At 40.8% G+C, this 16,659-nt stretch carries 11 protein-coding genes and 2 pseudogenes; 5 read left to right on the forward strand and 8 right to left on the reverse strand.

The window, feature by feature from the left end; all coding sequences use genetic code 11:
• Window positions 1-120 precede the first annotated feature (120 nt).
• Window positions 121-1,107: a hypothetical protein gene (locus JMX91_RS11605; RefSeq protein WP_201549277.1), complete on the reverse strand. Its 987-nt coding sequence runs from the start codon at window positions 1,105-1,107 to the stop codon at window positions 121-123.
• Window positions 1,100-2,536, reverse strand: a complete 1,437-nt coding sequence (locus tag JMX91_RS11610; protein ID WP_057758735.1) for a tyrosine-type recombinase/integrase — start codon at window positions 2,534-2,536, stop codon at window positions 1,100-1,102. The genes JMX91_RS11605 and JMX91_RS11610 overlap by 8 nt, the downstream gene beginning before the upstream one ends.
• 267 nt (window positions 2,537-2,803) lie before the next feature.
• Here JMX91_RS11610 and JMX91_RS11615 point away from each other — a divergent pair, with 267 nt between their 5' ends.
• Both JMX91_RS11615 and JMX91_RS11620 read left to right on the forward strand, forming a co-directional pair.
• On the forward strand, window positions 2,804-3,748 hold the full coding sequence (locus JMX91_RS11615; protein ID WP_057758737.1) for an Arc family DNA-binding protein: 945 nt from the start codon (window positions 2,804-2,806) through the stop codon (window positions 3,746-3,748).
• 106 nt (window positions 3,749-3,854) lie between these two features.
• A pseudogene (locus JMX91_RS11620) lies at window positions 3,855-4,603 on the forward strand (IS5 family transposase).
• Window positions 4,604-4,903: 300 nt separating this feature from the next.
• Here the strand turns inward: JMX91_RS11620 and JMX91_RS11625 are convergent.
• Entirely contained in the window at window positions 4,904-7,063 is a 2,160-nt protein-coding gene (locus tag JMX91_RS11625) for a protein-disulfide reductase DsbD domain-containing protein (protein WP_057758740.1), read from the reverse strand.
• 113 nt (window positions 7,064-7,176) lie between these two features.
• Window positions 7,177-8,058 (reverse strand): IS982 family transposase, encoded by an 882-nt coding sequence (locus JMX91_RS11630; protein ID WP_201549278.1) that lies wholly within the window; start codon window positions 8,056-8,058, stop codon window positions 7,177-7,179.
• Between the two features lie 218 nt (window positions 8,059-8,276).
• Here JMX91_RS11630 and JMX91_RS11635 point away from each other — a divergent pair.
• Window positions 8,277-9,501 (forward strand): annotated as a pseudogene (locus JMX91_RS11635) (IS3 family transposase).
• Between the two features lie 140 nt (window positions 9,502-9,641).
• Here the strand turns inward: JMX91_RS11635 and lnt are convergent.
• On the reverse strand, window positions 9,642-11,210 hold the full coding sequence (lnt, locus tag JMX91_RS11640) for an apolipoprotein N-acyltransferase (protein ID WP_077449698.1): 1,569 nt from the start codon (window positions 11,208-11,210) through the stop codon (window positions 9,642-9,644).
• Window positions 11,211-11,449: 239 nt separating this feature from the next.
• Here lnt and JMX91_RS11645 point away from each other — a divergent pair, with 239 nt between their 5' ends.
• Window positions 11,450-12,094 carry a DUF411 domain-containing protein gene (locus JMX91_RS11645; protein ID WP_007394850.1) on the forward strand — a complete coding sequence of 215 codons (645 nt, stop codon included), beginning with the start codon at window positions 11,450-11,452 and terminating at the stop codon, window positions 12,092-12,094.
• 796 nt (window positions 12,095-12,890) lie between these two features.
• A complete protein-coding gene (locus tag JMX91_RS11650; protein ID WP_068405068.1) occupies window positions 12,891-13,613 on the forward strand; it encodes a CHAP domain-containing protein in 723 nt (240 codons plus the stop codon).
• Between the two features lie 116 nt (window positions 13,614-13,729).
• Here the strand turns inward: JMX91_RS11650 and JMX91_RS11655 are convergent, their stop codons facing one another.
• From JMX91_RS11655 to cadR, 3 genes are all read right to left on the reverse strand, one after another.
• Window positions 13,730-14,911: a cation diffusion facilitator family transporter gene (locus JMX91_RS11655; protein ID WP_077448184.1), complete on the reverse strand. Its 1,182-nt coding sequence runs from the start codon at window positions 14,909-14,911 to the stop codon at window positions 13,730-13,732.
• Window positions 14,912-15,176: 265 nt separating this feature from the next.
• Window positions 15,177-15,929, reverse strand: coding sequence for an IS5 family transposase (locus JMX91_RS11660; RefSeq protein ID WP_191114789.1), 753 nt, complete (start codon window positions 15,927-15,929; stop codon window positions 15,177-15,179).
• 192 nt (window positions 15,930-16,121) lie between these two features.
• The gene (cadR, locus tag JMX91_RS11665) at window positions 16,122-16,532 is read right to left on the reverse strand and encodes a Cd(II)/Pb(II)-responsive transcriptional regulator (RefSeq protein WP_007394845.1); all 411 of its coding nucleotides are present in this window, start codon (window positions 16,530-16,532) and stop codon (window positions 16,122-16,124) included.
• Window positions 16,533-16,659 lie beyond the last annotated feature (127 nt).

A 16,659-nucleotide genomic window follows, 5' to 3' on the forward strand; every position in this document is an offset into this window, starting at 1 on the left:
GGTCATACCCTCGTCTAAGCTTTTTAGTACTTGTTTACGAAAATCTAATGAGTAAGTCATGGTCTTTATGATAGCAATTAGGTTTGATAATTAGTTTATAACACTTTTAAGTGGGATTGGTTATATATTAGCAGCAGTGAAAGAAAGGTAAATGTAATAAAAGCAATATGTACATAGGTTATAAGCATAAATTTTTCTAGAGTCTAAATTCTCATTGATCCATGTATTTCTGTTGTTTATTAATGTGTTTTTATAGAAATCTTTCTTAGTATGCTCACAATTATAATAATTTGATAAAGCATTTTTTACCTCATTAAAGGGTAAGGGTTCACCACTATTGTAGAAGCAATTAGGTAGTTTCTTTATGCCATATTTTCTAGTTGAATCCCAATAATAATCATTACTTGATGATTTTGCTAAAGTAATAGGTATAGGGTAGATTTTATTTAATATGGCGTATGAGAATTCATTAAAGTATGTAATGCAGGTTTGTAAGAAGTTTTTGAAGTCTTCTAATGAGGAGTCTCTTTCTTTACTGTTATGCCCCATATGACGATGCTTGGGAATAATACTAAGTATATCGATATCAGATAAGTTATAAGCGATTTTTATGAAATCTCTTGCAGTATTTAGCTTGTCATAAAGAGTTGTAGTGCTTATAGATTTTGCACCACTTAAACGCGCCTTTTGATAGAGATTAATTTGATAATATTTATAATTAGATGCTAAATCATCTAAAGTAAGAGGCTTAGAGCCTTCAAAATCACAAAAATCAAAAAAATATCTTAAATTATGAAGGTAACCTCGCACCGTTTCATCTCTCAACCCTTTTTGAAGGATTTCCCTAAGGTACCTTCTCAACCATTCTACACGTTCTATAGACAATGTTGATTCATCAACTAGGCCCGTAATATAGCTCTTAGTTTTATCTCGGGAATGACCAGAATCGTTCTCTCTATTGGTATAGCAGACTCTACCAATATCGACTTTAAAGGACACACCATCAGCTCTTGAACCTACAATTACTGTGTATTGAGGATCAACGATATCTTCTATTTGCTTAGTGCTTATCTCAATAAGCTGCCTGTCATTGAAAGAATTAGACATTATATTCGCCCTTATCAAATGTTACGCCGAACGTATCTTGTATATCATTGAATTCTTTTACTTCCGAGTCGAATTTTAGATAGGCCTCAGTGGTTGTTAGGCTTCTATGGTTTAACCTTTGTCTGACATGATCAAATATCTTAGAATCAGGGTATTCCTTAGCTCTAAGGTTTCTTACGATATTCATCCCATAGGTAGCACGCAAATCATGGAATGAAAAATTTTGAAGACTTGGTTCAAATTTTTGAACCTTGGAAATGAATTTTTTTAATTCATTTCTTAAAGATTGGCCGTTTTTAGGTACCATAACGGGCGCTTCAGTGTTCCAAACTGGTTTAGGGTTGTTACGATTACGATCTATAATTTCTCTTTCAGCAGTTAAATAGGGGTTTCCAGTTCGAGTTAAAAACACATAGTTATCGTCAGTATTTGCATAAAAGCTGTTTATATTTTGTCTTCTATGTTCCGCTCTTTCGCAATCTATATATGTTGCTAAATGATCAATTAGGTTACGTGAAAACATTAAGCGGTTTAGTCGCCCACCCTTTGAATCTGTTCTGTATTTATATCCAGTATTTATCACGGCATAATTTGAATCAGCATTTTGTTCTAAGTAGTGGAGAGCAGTTTTGATACAAGCAATAGAGAGAGTGCATACGCTTTGTTGTCTAGCTCCTGTTCCGAGAGCTATTCTTATCATTAGCTCTAACTCTATTGACGCATAGTTTTTATCAAATGCCCTGAAAATAATTTCTTGTTCTTCAGAGCTTAAAGGACGCAGACTGCCTCCATCTCTCAACTTACCTAGTGATGGTAAGGGTTTTCTGCTGCTTCTTAGCTTGAGATCATTTGTAATAACACTAATATTCCTCATTATTCCTACATTATTATGAATAGGTATAGAAACCTTCCTTTCTCTAAAGGGCTTATTCTCTATATCAGACTGAGATACGAATGATTGATGCTGTATATAATTATAGAAATGAGCAACAGAGGACAGAATGTTATTAATGTATTGAGAGCTAAAGTCGTGCTGTTCTATTACAGCCTGTAAAAAAGCTTTGAATTTGCGAGGAACTCTTTGCTGATACTGGGTAGGTAAGTCTAAAAAGTGTTGGTTACTATGTTCTAGGTACTGTAGATAGTATTTTAGGTGGATAGCTCTTGCGGATAACGTTTTCATATTTGAAAGCGCAGGAGTGTCTAGTTGTCCCATGAGATATAGGTTACCTATTTTCCAAGGTAAACCATCTGATTGAATGATAACAGGCATTCTGAAGTGATAATCTGAGTTAGCTAAAGAGCTAAAAGTGTAATCGTAATCATTAGCCTGAGCAGTCTTTGACCAATTTGCATTCTGCAATCTAAACCGTCTTAGATAAATTACTTTTGCATTAGAGTCAAAAAGGTCTTTAAGAGAAGGTTTCATCTCTTTTCTAGTTCACTGAGTTCTTTGGCTTTAAACATAAGCTTTTCTATATATTGAGATAACGAATGGAACTGGTTCTTTGCATCATTTATGGCAAAATTCTTAAGTTCTTTAGGTACCCGGACGTTCATCTGAACCTTCTGATTTGACATGTATTTACCTCTTTAGGGTTTGTTACATAATATGATAGCATTATGCTATCATTGCCGCAAGTTCCTTATGGTAATATTATTTGTTTTAAATTCAATATTCTATTTGGGCTTTAAAATGTCAAAAAATGTGCAGTTTAATTTAAGAATTCCTACTGAATTGAAAGCCCTGATCTCCGATGCCTCAAAAGTTAGTGGACGTTCAATTAATGCCGAGGCACAGTATCGACTAGAAAAATCTTTTGAAGGTCAAGAAGGAAGTTATATCGAAGCTATCGACGATTTAAAGAGTTTTTTTGATGCTCATTTACGTAGCGATCGCTTAAATCTACTATCTGGCAAACTAAATTTCCTCTTGAGTGAAGCTAAGGCAACTGATAGTTTTCATACCCCAAGTATTTCTAGAGTTGCTGAGGCCCTGGGATACAATAGTGTGGGCGTTACTGAGGATTGGTTTGAAGGGCGAAAAGAGCCATCGTTTAACGAATTAGAAAAATTAGCCACATACTTTGGATGCCAAAAGAATTGGCTCGTTCATGATGAAGGAAGGCCTTTCGCAAAAGAAACATTTGAGTTTGGTTATGATATTGAAGAGAATGCTAGAAGCTTATTAAAAGGTAATAATGAAGATGAGGTTAAGTTGGTCTGGTTTGCTCGGAACAATACTGAAAACGGTGAACTAGTTATTATCAAGCATTACGATAGTTGGCATGGTTTGGTTCTAGACTCTCGTGTGCATGTCAGTGACAAAGTAGGTATAGGTGGCTCTGAAGACAGAGCGCTCCTATCCTTAACATTAAAGTATCTTTGTAAGTACCATATCTCAAAGATCAGAGGAGCAATAGTTTCAGAACCAGACTTTAACGAATTAATTTGGGCCAAACAAAATCCGATCAAAGTAATTGATAAGTATCGTCACAATTCTTGGATTGAAGATATTTGGGATAGGTCAATGTATTCAAAGAAAGCTAATAGTTACTGGAAAGGATGGAGTGAGATGTGCATGTCTAATGAACTTTATATTAGTGGACATGAGATTTTATCTAAAATATCTATAAAGTAATTTGAGATAAAATAAGTATGCCATACTAGGGCGTGTCATCAATTAGCATAGATATTTCAGAATAAGCTATACTTAGATCGTATTTAGGAATTTGAGCTCAATGACTATGACAAGACGACATGCCCTACGTGATGACCAATGGGAGAGAATTAAAGACATTCTACCTGGTAAACCAAGTGACGTTGGTGTTACTGCAAAGGATAACCGCTTGTTCGTAGAAGCGGTTCTGTACCGTTACAAGACCGGCATACCTTGGCGTGACCTACCTGAACGCTTTGGCGACTTCAGAGTGATTCATACTCGTTTTAGTCGCTGGTCAAAAAAAGGCGTATGGAAGCAGGTTTTTAATCAACTCTCTGAACAATCCGATGACGAATATGCCATGCTAGATGCCACGATTGTTAAAGCCCACCAGCACAGTGCTGGAAAAAAAGGGATCAAGCCATTGGACGCAGCAAAGGTGGACTGAAGACTAAAATACATACTCGAACAGATGCATTAGGCAATCCTACTGGCTTTTATCTAACAGGTGGGGCAGCTCATGACCTGTGTGGCTCAGATGAATTGCTTGATGTCAGTATTAGCCAAACGTGGCTTGCCGATAAAGCTTACGATGCTGATGCCCGCGTTATTGAACCGATTAAAGCAGTGCAAGGTAATGCAGTTATACCATCTAAGTGTCATCGGCTGCAGCCAAGAGACTTCGATAAAGAGCTTTATAAAGCGAGGCACCTAATAGAGAACTTCTTTGCCAAGATTAAGCAGTATCGTGCGATTGCCACTCGCTATGATAAGTTAGCCAGTCATTTCCTTAGTGCCATTCACTTAGTTTCTTGTGTCGTTTGGCTTAATTGATGACACGCCCTAAAGAAAATCAATAAATATGGACGTGCAAGGTAGCCATTACTCGTGGTAATGCGCCTTTAGCAATGTTGCTTTATTGTAATGAAAATAAGGGCACTATACTAGCGTTATTGCGAGCAAATACTGATGTAAATAATAAGGTAAGTAGTAATAAATAATGCTAAACCAAGGATTTAGCGTCTATGTTAAAAAGGCTATTTAGTAAGATTGAAAAAGACAACGTCCTATTATCAAAGGACGTTGTCTTTTTAATGGGTAGAAATGATGTGGAATTTATCTACATTTAAACGATTAATTTAGCGCGGTTAAGGTTTGCTCAAACGCTGCGCGCCCGATTTCACCCACTTGCTGATTGACCAATTGCCCGTCTTGATAATACAGCAATGCTGGCGGACCAAATAGTTTATAACGCGCTAAGATTGCTTTTGAATCAGCCGTAGTCTCCGTGATATCAAGTCTGACCAATTGCCAATCTTGCATTTGCGCAGGGCGATTATGAAATAAGTTTTTCTCCATAATCCGGCATGCAATACACCATTCGGCGGTGACATCGACCAGCACTTTAGGATTGGCGGCGACAATGGCATCTAACTCAGCAAGCGTAGTAACAGTTTTATCTGTTGCATTACTCATGGCTGGTTGATCAGCAGTCGTCTGCATCACCGGCGCGGCGCTTAATGACGCGAGCGGATGCAAGCTGTCGTCATTGCCCAATGCGGCGCCGACGATTAAACACGTCGCCCAAATACCAGCGATTAAGCCTAGCGCTTGGGTCAGCATCCGACCTTTGCCTAGCCAGCTCCACGCCCACATCGCCACGACCATAAACCACAGCGCCCAAACCATCAGCATCACAGGCGAGATAAAGACGCGTTCAATTAATAACAATGCCACGGCAAAAAGCAACAAAGCAAAGCCCTGCTTGACCCAATTCATCCACTCGCCTGCTTTTGGCATGATTTTACCTTGGGTCGCGCCAATTAAGATAAGCGGCGCCGATAAACCAAAACCGAGCATAAATAAAGCGGCAAAGCCAAGGAGCGGACTTCCAATCGTTGATACAGCAAGCAGCGCCCCAAATAAGGGTGCCGAAACGCATGGCGATACCACGAGCGCCGATAAGAATCCCGCAATTAAACTGCCACCCGTACTACCAAGTTTGCTATCCCCCGCTTGGCTTAGACCCTGCATTTTACTACTGATAAATCTCGGCAGACGAATGCTAAATACGCCCAACATATAAAGGGCTAATAAGACAAAAACGATGGCAAACCCAATTAAAATAATCGGATTTTGTAGCCAACCGATAATGCCTAACGATTCGCCAAATACCGCAATGACCGCGCCTAAAATACCATAAGCGATGGCAACACCAATAGCGTAGCTGGTCGTTAAAATAACACCGCGTTTTACCGTTGGATTGTCTTCACGCGCGACGATATTGGCAACAATCGGTAGCATCGGTAACACGCATGGCGTCAATGCCAAGACCAACCCTGCCAAGAACAATAACACCAATGCCAACCACGGATGCGAAGCTAAGCCAAAAGGGTCACTATTAATGGCGTTATCAACGACAACGGTATTGTTTGTTGCAGTTGTAGCGCTATCGTTTGCTGGCATATTACTTGTGACATTGTCGCCTACAACTTCTTCATCGGCACCAGAGATGGTATTGCTAGTACCAAGCTCTGCATCTAATGCTTCATCATCTAACAAAGCGTAATCAATCACCTCGTCATCTGGCGTAGTTTGCTCTGTAGCAAGACGATCAGTATCAGTCGCCTCTGTAGATGCTTGCGCAGTTTCTGCATTGCTGTTATTGCTCGCAGAAACTGTAGCAGTGCTACTTGAACTATTGGCTGCCGATTGTGACGCAGCAATTTTGACCGTGGTTTTTATTTTCTCCGGTGGATAACAAAGTCCTGCTTTGGCACAGCCTTGCCAACCTATCGTTACAGCGGCATTATTTATCGCCTTGCCATTACTACTGCTCAAAACGGTGCTAGCAACCATATTGGCTTGGTCAAAGACCAATACTTGACCAAAGGTCGGATCATCTATGGAGATAGGCTTTTGGCTAAAGCTAAAAGGTGCAGCGCTCACGCCAGCAGGCAACGTTAGCTTAATTTGGTCTTTATAAACATAGTGCTCAGGCGTAATGTCAAAGTTAATGGCTAAGCGCGTGCCATTATTGACAGGTTTACTACTGCTACTGACCTGAAACGCTTCATCAACAGGCAAAAATTTCGGTTGGGTCGCGCTTTTATCACTGCTAAATAAATCGCCCAATCCTGCCGCTTGCGATGCCACTGGCACGGCCGTCAGCCCAGTCGCTGCTAGCCCTGTCAATAATGAACCCGCGCTGAAAGCGAACGCCAACAGATAAGATTTTTTCGACGATTTATTTTGCGTTAATGACGGAGACTTTTCTGCGCTCTTAAGGGACATGAAGGGCTACCTATTATTTCCAATATTCGAATTGACCAATTCACTGTCTGTATGGACTTGTCTATTTACAACCCCAGTTCGGGATAAGCCACATTATAACTCATTGATACTATTTACAATGTTGCTACCTGTCCCTGCTGAGGCATATTTTTGATGGTGGGTTTATAGGGAAACCAGCAATAAGCAATTAAACCTGACAGCAAGTTTGTGATAAACCCCGTGACACTACGATGGCGTGAATGCTCAATCTGACACAAGTTTTTAAGCTCCCCAAACACCGTTTCAACCAAAGAGCGATGATTGAGTAGTGCCTCATCCATAGGCTCAAGTAATTGGGGTTTCATATTACGCCGAAGTTTCGTTATCAGCCTAGTATCACTGTGTTTTGTGAGCCACGCGTTTAGTGCTTTACTGATGTATCCTCTATCACCAAACAGCTTACCAAATAACGGCGTTGCCATATCCTTAACAGGCACTCTGTCATCCGTATTACCCGCAGTGACTTTAACAGATACAAGCTCGCCCTTATGATTGATAATGGCGTGCAGCTTAAAGCCATAGAACCAGCCCATGCTGCTTTTGCCTCGGGTTGCAAGTCCCTTAAAGACTTTATGACGGTAGATACGCTTGTTATGACAAACTGCTATCTTGGTTGAATCAATATAGCTGATACCCGTACAGTCGCCCATCATGCTTTGCAAGTAGCTGCACAGTGGTATGATACTGCGCGGTATAAGCTCTATAAATCGCGAGTAGCTCGGCAGATTTGGAAACTCCCGTTTCATCATGCCAAGCATGTGATGGTAGTAAAACGCCTTAAACTGTCGATAACGTAATTGATGAAACAGTATCAAGATGGTCATAATCTCTGCTACACTTATCTGGCATGCTCTTAACCTTTGGTGTCCCGTTGCGATTAAATGAGCGTCAAACTCAGGTTTGAATTGCTGATGAAAGTCGTCAATATGGCAGTATAGTTCGGTTAGGTTGTCCATGTAAGAAGTCCTTGTTGTGAAGTTTGTCTTGGTAAACTTACTTTAGCAACTTCGGACTTCTTTTTTTATTTTTTTTTTGAGCCCTTATCCCGAACTGGGGTTATATTATATACAACATACTACAATATACTATTAAGGGATACAAAATCATGGTGAGCTATGCTGAAGAAACCGTAGAGATAAACTTGGTAAACTAAGCGTATTGACAGGAGTTTACCATGACCAAGAAAGTAAGAACCTACAGTGACGAATTTAAAGCCGAGGCCGTCAAGAAGATATCAGACAATAATGGCAATATCTCAGCCACTGCAAAGCAGCTTGGCATTGCCATGCAAACGCTATCAAATTGGCATAACAAAGCCAATCAAGGCAAGCTTGTCGGCACAAAGCAATACGATCCTGATCTTATGAGTGCTCTTCAAGAAATAAAGCAGCTCAAGCGGCAGCTCAAAGTGGCTGAAGAGGAACGCGAAATACTAAATGAGGAGGGATAAAGCGAAGCACTGCTTCGCCCCGACGCAAGGGGAGAGCTATGCTCGAGTTGGCGACGGCGTACTTCGCGAGAAACAGCTAGTCAGGTACGCCTTTATCAAAGACAACCAGTTCCTCTTTCGCATCACCACTATGTGCCGTGTGTTAAGGGTTAAGCCATCAAGCTATTACGACTGGCTAAGTCGTGATCTCAGCGACCAACAGATACATCGCAACCAGTCTGAATTACTGGTTAAAGCGGCTCACAATGAAACGAAAGAACGTTATGGCGCAGATCGACTGCATGCTCATCTAAGCGAGCAAGGCCATAACATTAGCCTGTATATGGTAAGAAGCATCAAAGAGCAACACGGCATTAAATGTCGTCGTCATAAGCGCTTTAAAGTCACCACCGACTCCAATCACAACAAGCTGGTCTATCCAAACGTACTGGATCAGAAGTTTGATGCTAAGCGCCCTAACGAGTCGTGGGTCAGCGACATCACCTATATCTGGACGAATGAGGGTTGGCTGTACTTAGCAGGGGTCAAAGACTTATACACCAAAGAGCTTGTCGGTTACGCTATTAACAAGCGTATGACCGCAGATTTAGTTTGCAAAGCACTAAATATGGCCATCAAGAATAAACGTCCAAGCAAAGGGCTAATCGTTCATTCAGACAGAGGCAGTCAGTATTGCAGTCACGCCTACCACAAGACCATTAAGCAGCATCAATTTATAGGCTCAATGAGCGGCAAAGGCAACTGTTTCGATAACGCTCCGATAGAAAGCTTCTGGGGCACATTAAAGAATGAGCTGGTATATCATCAAGACTATAAAACAAGGTTCACAGCCATCAATGATATTATCAGTTATATCGAGCTGTACTACAATCAGACGAGGATTCAAAAGGGTTTGGGCTATCAATCGCCAAGACAGGTGTGGTTTGATTATTATCGTCAGGCTGCGTAATTAAAATCTCCCAAGTTTATGTATACGGATTTGACGGCAGGGGTCAATAGTTTAAAACTTTTATATTTACGTGCGTTAGGACGTTACCTAGAAAAAATAAAAAACTTACACTGATTAAATTATTATGATTAAGTTTACTATTACCCTCGTCTTCTAAGTGTGGTTAGACCTTTGCCAAAATAGCTTAGTAGTAATAACAAGGTTATTATTATCAAGATAGGATAATTTCCCATAAGCATAAAGGGCGTGTTACCAACCCGTGCCTGTATCTCACCACGTAGTACAGTACGCTCAAACTGCGGTGCGCGTTTTACAATACGACCTTTATGGTTAATGATAGCGGTAACACCAGTATTGGTCGCTCGAATAAACCAGCGCCCGTTCTCAAGCGCGCGCATTTGTACCATTTGCAAATGTTGCAATGGTCCTGCTGAAGTGCCAAACCAGGCATCGTTAGAGACGGTCAACAAAAATTCAGTATCGATGGCATTTTTACGCGTGGTATCTGGATAAGCTACCTCATAACAGATAGCCGTCCCTATATTGTGTCCACGCACCTTTAGAGGTGACTGCTGATCACTACCACGACTATAGTTCTTAATATCCTGACTACCGGCCAAACTTGGGAAAATATCGAGCACGCCTTCAAATGGAATATACTCTCCAAAAGGCACTAGACGCTGCTTCTTGTATAGGCCTTCCGCTTCTACACCTCGAGCAATCACGCTATTGTAAAATGGGGGATACTTATCCGTACTGGCATTGAATGCCGCTTTATCCTTATAAGGGATACCAGTTATCCATGTCGTATTGGTCGCATTAGCCATTTCTATCATTTCACTAATAAAGCCCGCAGCCTCATCCTGAAACATAGGAATAGATGATTCAGGCCACACCACAACATCACGTCCCCACTCAGTGCGTGTTAACTTCGCATAAATCTTTAGCGTTTCTACTTGATACTTAGTCAGCCACTTTATATCTTGTGAAATATTACCTTGAATCAATGACACTGACAGATCAGGTGTGCCCTTAGGTTTTGTCCATTGCGGATTGACCAGCCATAATGATGTGCTAATGGCTAATAACAGTACAGAAACGATGGCATAACTACTGCGCCGAAGCAGTAGCTCTACTAAACTTGCAGCCAATAGTATGGCAACAAAAGAGACGGAAAAAACACCAGCAACGGGTGCTAAGGACGATAACCAATACTCTTCAGTAAATGCATAACCAACAAACAGCCACGGAAAGCCTGTGAATAACCAAGTTTTTAACCATTCTTGTAGCACCCAAAGAGCAGCAAATGAAAAGGGTTGTTTGCCTACCATACGGTTAAAGACTAGTGCTAACAATCCATGAAATAGTCCCATACCGAGACCCATCAATGCAATCATAATCAATGCGAGCCACGTTGGTGTATCGCTATAATCATGGATAGCAGTATAGAGCCAAAAGCCGCCGACGCACCATAGCCCCATACCGTAAGCTTCACCGATAATAAAAGCGCGACGACCACTCATACTTGTCACCAACAGCGCATATAAAATCGCTGGTGATACTATTGCTAGCGGCCAAAACCCATAAGGCGCTAGCGAAAATAAAAAAATAGCTCCTGCAAGCCATGCTGCTACTAGCGTAAGCGATAGCGGTAATTGATTTAAGTGAGTACTCAAACGCTTTTGTAGATTAATAGTAGACAGGCGCATCGCAAATTATCCAAAATTATGAGCCTTGAATTTTTAATCAAAATCCAAAACTTAGATAGAGCCGTTAATACTACAGGCAGTATTTTAAAATAAAAACTGCTTATGATACCAGCCTGCACTGCTCAATGGATGAATTTATGTACTCCGTTTAATGGGTTATTATGCTACATTACCAAACGATATGAAGTGTTACTTGATCTTCTATAGCTCACAATACCTACAGTACATGAGAAAGCACTATGCCCCCCTTAAAAATAAAATCCAGTCTTATATGCAATCGTTATCTGTCTAAGGGGTTGCGTAGTACGTTATTATTACTGGCTGCCTCATCACTATTTGCTTGTAGCCAACCGAGTAGTGGCGTATCTGATGCAAGCACAACATCGGCATCAACTGAAGATGTTTTGGCTGTTCCAAAGACAGCTGAACCAAACGTTATAAATAATTCTATGATGACATCAGTAAGTAAACCAGACTTACTAAAAAACGTATCAGCCACTGTCTATAAAGATGCCAATTGCGGCTGCTGTAAAGAATGGATAAGTCATGCAGAAGATAATGGTCTAAGTGCAACCGCGCAAGATGTTGCGGACTTAGCCGTATTTAAAGAGCGCTACAGCGTTCCAAATGAAATGCGTTCTTGCCATACTGTAGTCACTACGGATGGTTACGTCTTTGAAGGTCATGTACCCGCTAAATATATGGCGCAGTTTTTAGAAAATCCGCCAGTACAAGCTATGGGTCTTGCCGTACCTGGCATGCCTATTGGTAGCCCAGGTATGGAGTATCAAAATAAATTCATGCCCTATCAGGTTATGCAGCTCAATAAAGACGGGACAACCCAAGTTTATGCTGATATTGAATCGGTAGAGCAGCAATTATAGTGTGTTAGCAGTTAAGAATACTTTGATTATAGTGTTAGCGTTAAAAGTAAATGAGGTAGGTATAAGACTGTTCTATTGCTTATAAAATGATTCTTCATCAAAAAATTCATTAGCTATTGCGACTTTAAAATTAAAAATAACTTTGAATTTGTAACTTTTGATGACAATGTAAGCGAATTTATCGGTTATTAACCCTTAAAATAGATAAATGACTAAGGGTTAATACAAGAATATACAGGATGTATCGAAACAATTACGTAATATTACATAAGCTAGTAGGGAATTAGCATCTATATTAATATTATAAATTATTATATTATCTTAATAATTAGTTAGACCCTATATAGGGTAATTACTTCATCCAATAGAAAAACGTCTGAGGGTTAAATCTAAATTATAGATTTAACCCTCAGACGTTTTTTTGCTTATAAAACAGTAGAAATTGTGGTCAATCTAGTCAGCTATATTCTGTACATGTTACACAAACTTACATTGTAAAATGTGGGATATTAGCAATTTTTTCGACATCAAAAAAGTATTTTTGGGGTTTTTAAGGGGAATGACAGGCTAAACAACCTATGCTAAAGTCGGCTTTGTGTTTTGGTCAGCAGCTTGATTTGTAACAGCTTCGTAAGACTTCAATGAGCTGTGATCGCCAATAATCATTTTTTATATGAATAATATGCAGCAGAAGTATCAGTCACTATGACATATATATACTTGAGTTATTGAGATTTAATTGACTGCGCTGTTGTTGATAACAGACGATTTTGAATTAACCGTAGGTATTAGATTTATGAAACAGGCTTTATTGATTTTGTCAGTACTGGGTATGGGCATAGCACAAACGAGTGGTGCTGCTATCACAATCTCTCAAACAAATAATACCATCACCAATACTTCTGTGGCATCAAACTACGGTTCATCAAAAAACATCTATAGCACCAAAAGTGGTGCTTATGTTTCTAATAATGATGAAATTAGTCAAGCAATTAGCAACCTAAGTGCGCAGGCCAAGCAAAAAGAGAATCAGCTTTCATCATTAAACAGCCGCTTATACGCTGAAAAACAACAGCAGCAAGTCAATAAGGTTCCTGACAGCAATTCAGCCCCCGCTATCGCTGCTGCTCGCGCCTCAAAAGTGGCTTTATCTGGCAGCTCTGGATATTGTGCCCGTTACGTACGTAAAGCACTACAATCAGCTGGTTATGAGTTCACTCCAAATCCTTCAGCCTATCAGTACGCTACTCGTGGCACACTTGAGAAAGCAGGTTTCAGCAAAATCAGCAATGATATGCCAACCCAAGTAGGTGATGTTATTGTCTATGATCGCTCATCAAAGCGTCCACATGGCCATATTCAAATTTTCGATGGTACAAATTGGATTTCTGACTTCCGTCAGAACAGCATCAGCCCATACAGTGGTGTCTATGCTTATACGACATGGCGCGATTCAAAATACGTGGATGACGCATCCGCATCAGATCGTAATATCTACCTTGCTATGAATGATAAATAAGACTTTCTAAGTCAGCACAACATAGTTGTTATTTCCTCCAACCCAGTAGGGCGTGTTGAACATTCACAAATAGTCTCTGTCAGTGCCATGGTTGAAGGTTCAACACGCCCTAGTGACTAGTGACTGTGCCCGATATGGTTATTCGCAGAGCTTTGCTGCTCTGATATGTCGCAGACCAATGCATCGCTATGGGCGCTGGTCTGCGGGTGTGACAAGCTTTCAACCTGAATGGTGGCGTGATGAATACCAAGCGCAAGCAACCCTTGCTCAAGATTGGCAATCAATACGCTGGCATCCGAGATTCTCATATCCCCATCGACCATCACATGGCAAGATAGCGCATTTAGCCCGCTGGTGATGCTCCAAATATGCAGGTCGTGGACTTGTTTTACTTGTGGATGGGCAAGCAGCTTGTCTTCCACATCTACCAGCGATATGCCTTCTGGCGTGCCCTCCATCAAGACATGTACCGAATCACGTACAACGCGGTAACCACTTACTAAGATAAGTACCGCGACGATCACCGACGCTGCGGCATCGGCCCAAACCCAGCCAAACCCCATCATCAGTAAAGCGGCGATGATCGCGGCGACAGAGCCCATCAAATCACTTAATACATGCAAGTAAGCGCTTTGCATATTGAGGTTGACAGGCTCTTTGGAATCATTGCTTTTATTTGCTTTTTCTTTATTTACTTTGTCTGCATTTGCTCCATGGCTGTGGGTGTGTCCATCGCTGCCGCTACTACCACGATGCATCAGCCAAGCGACCAAGATATTAACCAGCATACCGATGGTGGCGACGATTAGCATACCTTGGGTAGCAATCTCAGGCGGTGAGTTAAGGCGTTTGATCGCTTCATAAAAAATCATCAAGGCGATAATTACTAGCGTCGCACCATTGACGGTGGCCACGATAATCTCAAAGCGTTTATAGCCAAAGGTCTTTTGATGGGTGGCGGCTTTTTCGCCGATTTTAAATGCCATCAACGTCGCACCAAGGGCGATGGCGTCGCTGAGCATGTGTCCTGCATCAGAGAGTAACGCCAAGCTGCCTGTCAGTAAGCCACCAATCGCCTCGATAAACATATAGCCTGTGATGATCACAAAGCTAATCAGTAACGTACGCTGATAGCCTTTGGTATCTCTTGGTGCGGTGTTTTGCTCTAGGTGAGTGTCATGATCATGAGCGTCTTGATTGCCAGCAGTATAGTTACTATCGTTGTTTTTATAGACATCAATAGGCTCACTTGGAGGCAAATGCTTATTTTGCTTATGACTGGCATCTTCTTGACTCATAACGTTACTCAAATTTATTAAGACTTATGGTAAATAACTTCAAGGATTAATGATAAATCTAACATAGTCGAGTATTAGAAGCTGTAACGACGAGGTAAAAATGCAGCCAGTAAGCTATAGTCGATTCACTGCAAAAATGACATCGTGCTACTGGTATAAATTTTCCTTGCATGCTGTTATTACAGAGGCTGCGCAACATTCATTCCAGTAGCACTCTTCAATTTATCACCATGTTATTTTGAACTGACTAGGGCGTGTTGAACATTCATAATTTGAGCCAGATATAAGCACAAGCAAGAGCGACCGTATTTTCATAACTTTGCTTGAGCTTATCAAACCTGGTGGCAACCGCCCTATACTGTTTTAGTTTGGCGAAAGCATTTTCTACTAGATGCCTCGCTTTATATAAGTCCCAGTCCATATGGTCGTTAGAAGACTGAGTATTTCGTTTTCGAGGGATGTTATCCCGTGTCCCTGCTTGTTCAATATGCGCTCGTAGTGCATCAGAATCATAGCCTTTATCGGCACATAAAACCTCTGTGTTGCTCAAATTAACTTTGTCTACTAAGTCAGGTGCGACTTTAACATCGTGGGTCGTGCCATCTGACAAGATAAAGGTAATCGGATTGCCATGCGCATCTACTGCCAAGTGAATCTTGGTCGCGCGTCCTGCCACACTTTTACTAATGGATTGTAGGTTCTCATTGCCACCACTGCTGTGCTGATGCGCTTTAATATGAGTACCATCAATGAAGACCCACTCAAGGTCTGCGTCTTTGATTAATAAAGCAAACAGCGTAATCAGCTTATTACTACGAAACCAGCGCTGGTAAGCTTTATAGATGGTATTGGGCTTGCCAAAACACTCGGGTAAGTCGCACCAAGGACAGCCAACACGCATGCGATAAAGCACGCCTTCAACCGTTTGTCTAAGATTTCCTTTGTCATAGATATTAAGTTCTAGTAATATAGGTTTCAGTCTTGTCCAGTGTTCATCTTTGAGCATAGTGCGAGGCATAGCGAACGATATCTTTTTTGTGTGAGAACTTAAAGATTAACCGTTCGCTATTTTTTTTGCCATTAATTTATACCCAATGTTCAACACGCCCTAGTGATCTTAATATCATTGCTGGGTTTTTTTGTGCTTAACATCAGGGCGTATTTAACCTTTCATGATTTGATCCGTCAGAAATGAACACTACTGATATCATTACTCATGACAGGAGTTATCGACAAGCGCGTTTAAAATGCCACATGATGACGCTGGTGCACTACTTGCACATTTCTGGCGCAAAACGGTCAAGTGATGCTTTAAGTGCATCAGTTCTTCCATTCGTATTTCCACAGCATGAATGTGCTCATCTAGCAAGTTATTCACATCGCCGCAGTCCTTGTCAGGCGACTCCCAGTATTCAAGTAAGATTCGCACATCATCTAAAGCCATATCGAGCGTACGGCAATGTAGGATAAATTGTAGACGCTCAATGTGCTCTTCATTATATAAACGATAATTCCCTTCGCTACGAAAAGGCTCGGGTAATAAACGCTCTTTTTCATAATAGCGAATGGTTTCTACTGTGGCACCTGTGCGTTTAGCGAGCTCACCAATTTTGATTGTCATAACAACCTCTATGATTTAAATAATTAAAGTGGCTGTAAAGACTAGCGCTAGAGAAATTAAAATTACGAAACTGTAGATAAATAACCTTGACTCTAAAGCCACTATAGGGTTCATAATATCATTATTC

Source organism: Psychrobacter sp. Pi2-1 (assembly GCF_904846645.1).
Taxonomy (GTDB): Bacteria; Pseudomonadota; Gammaproteobacteria; order Pseudomonadales; family Moraxellaceae; genus Psychrobacter.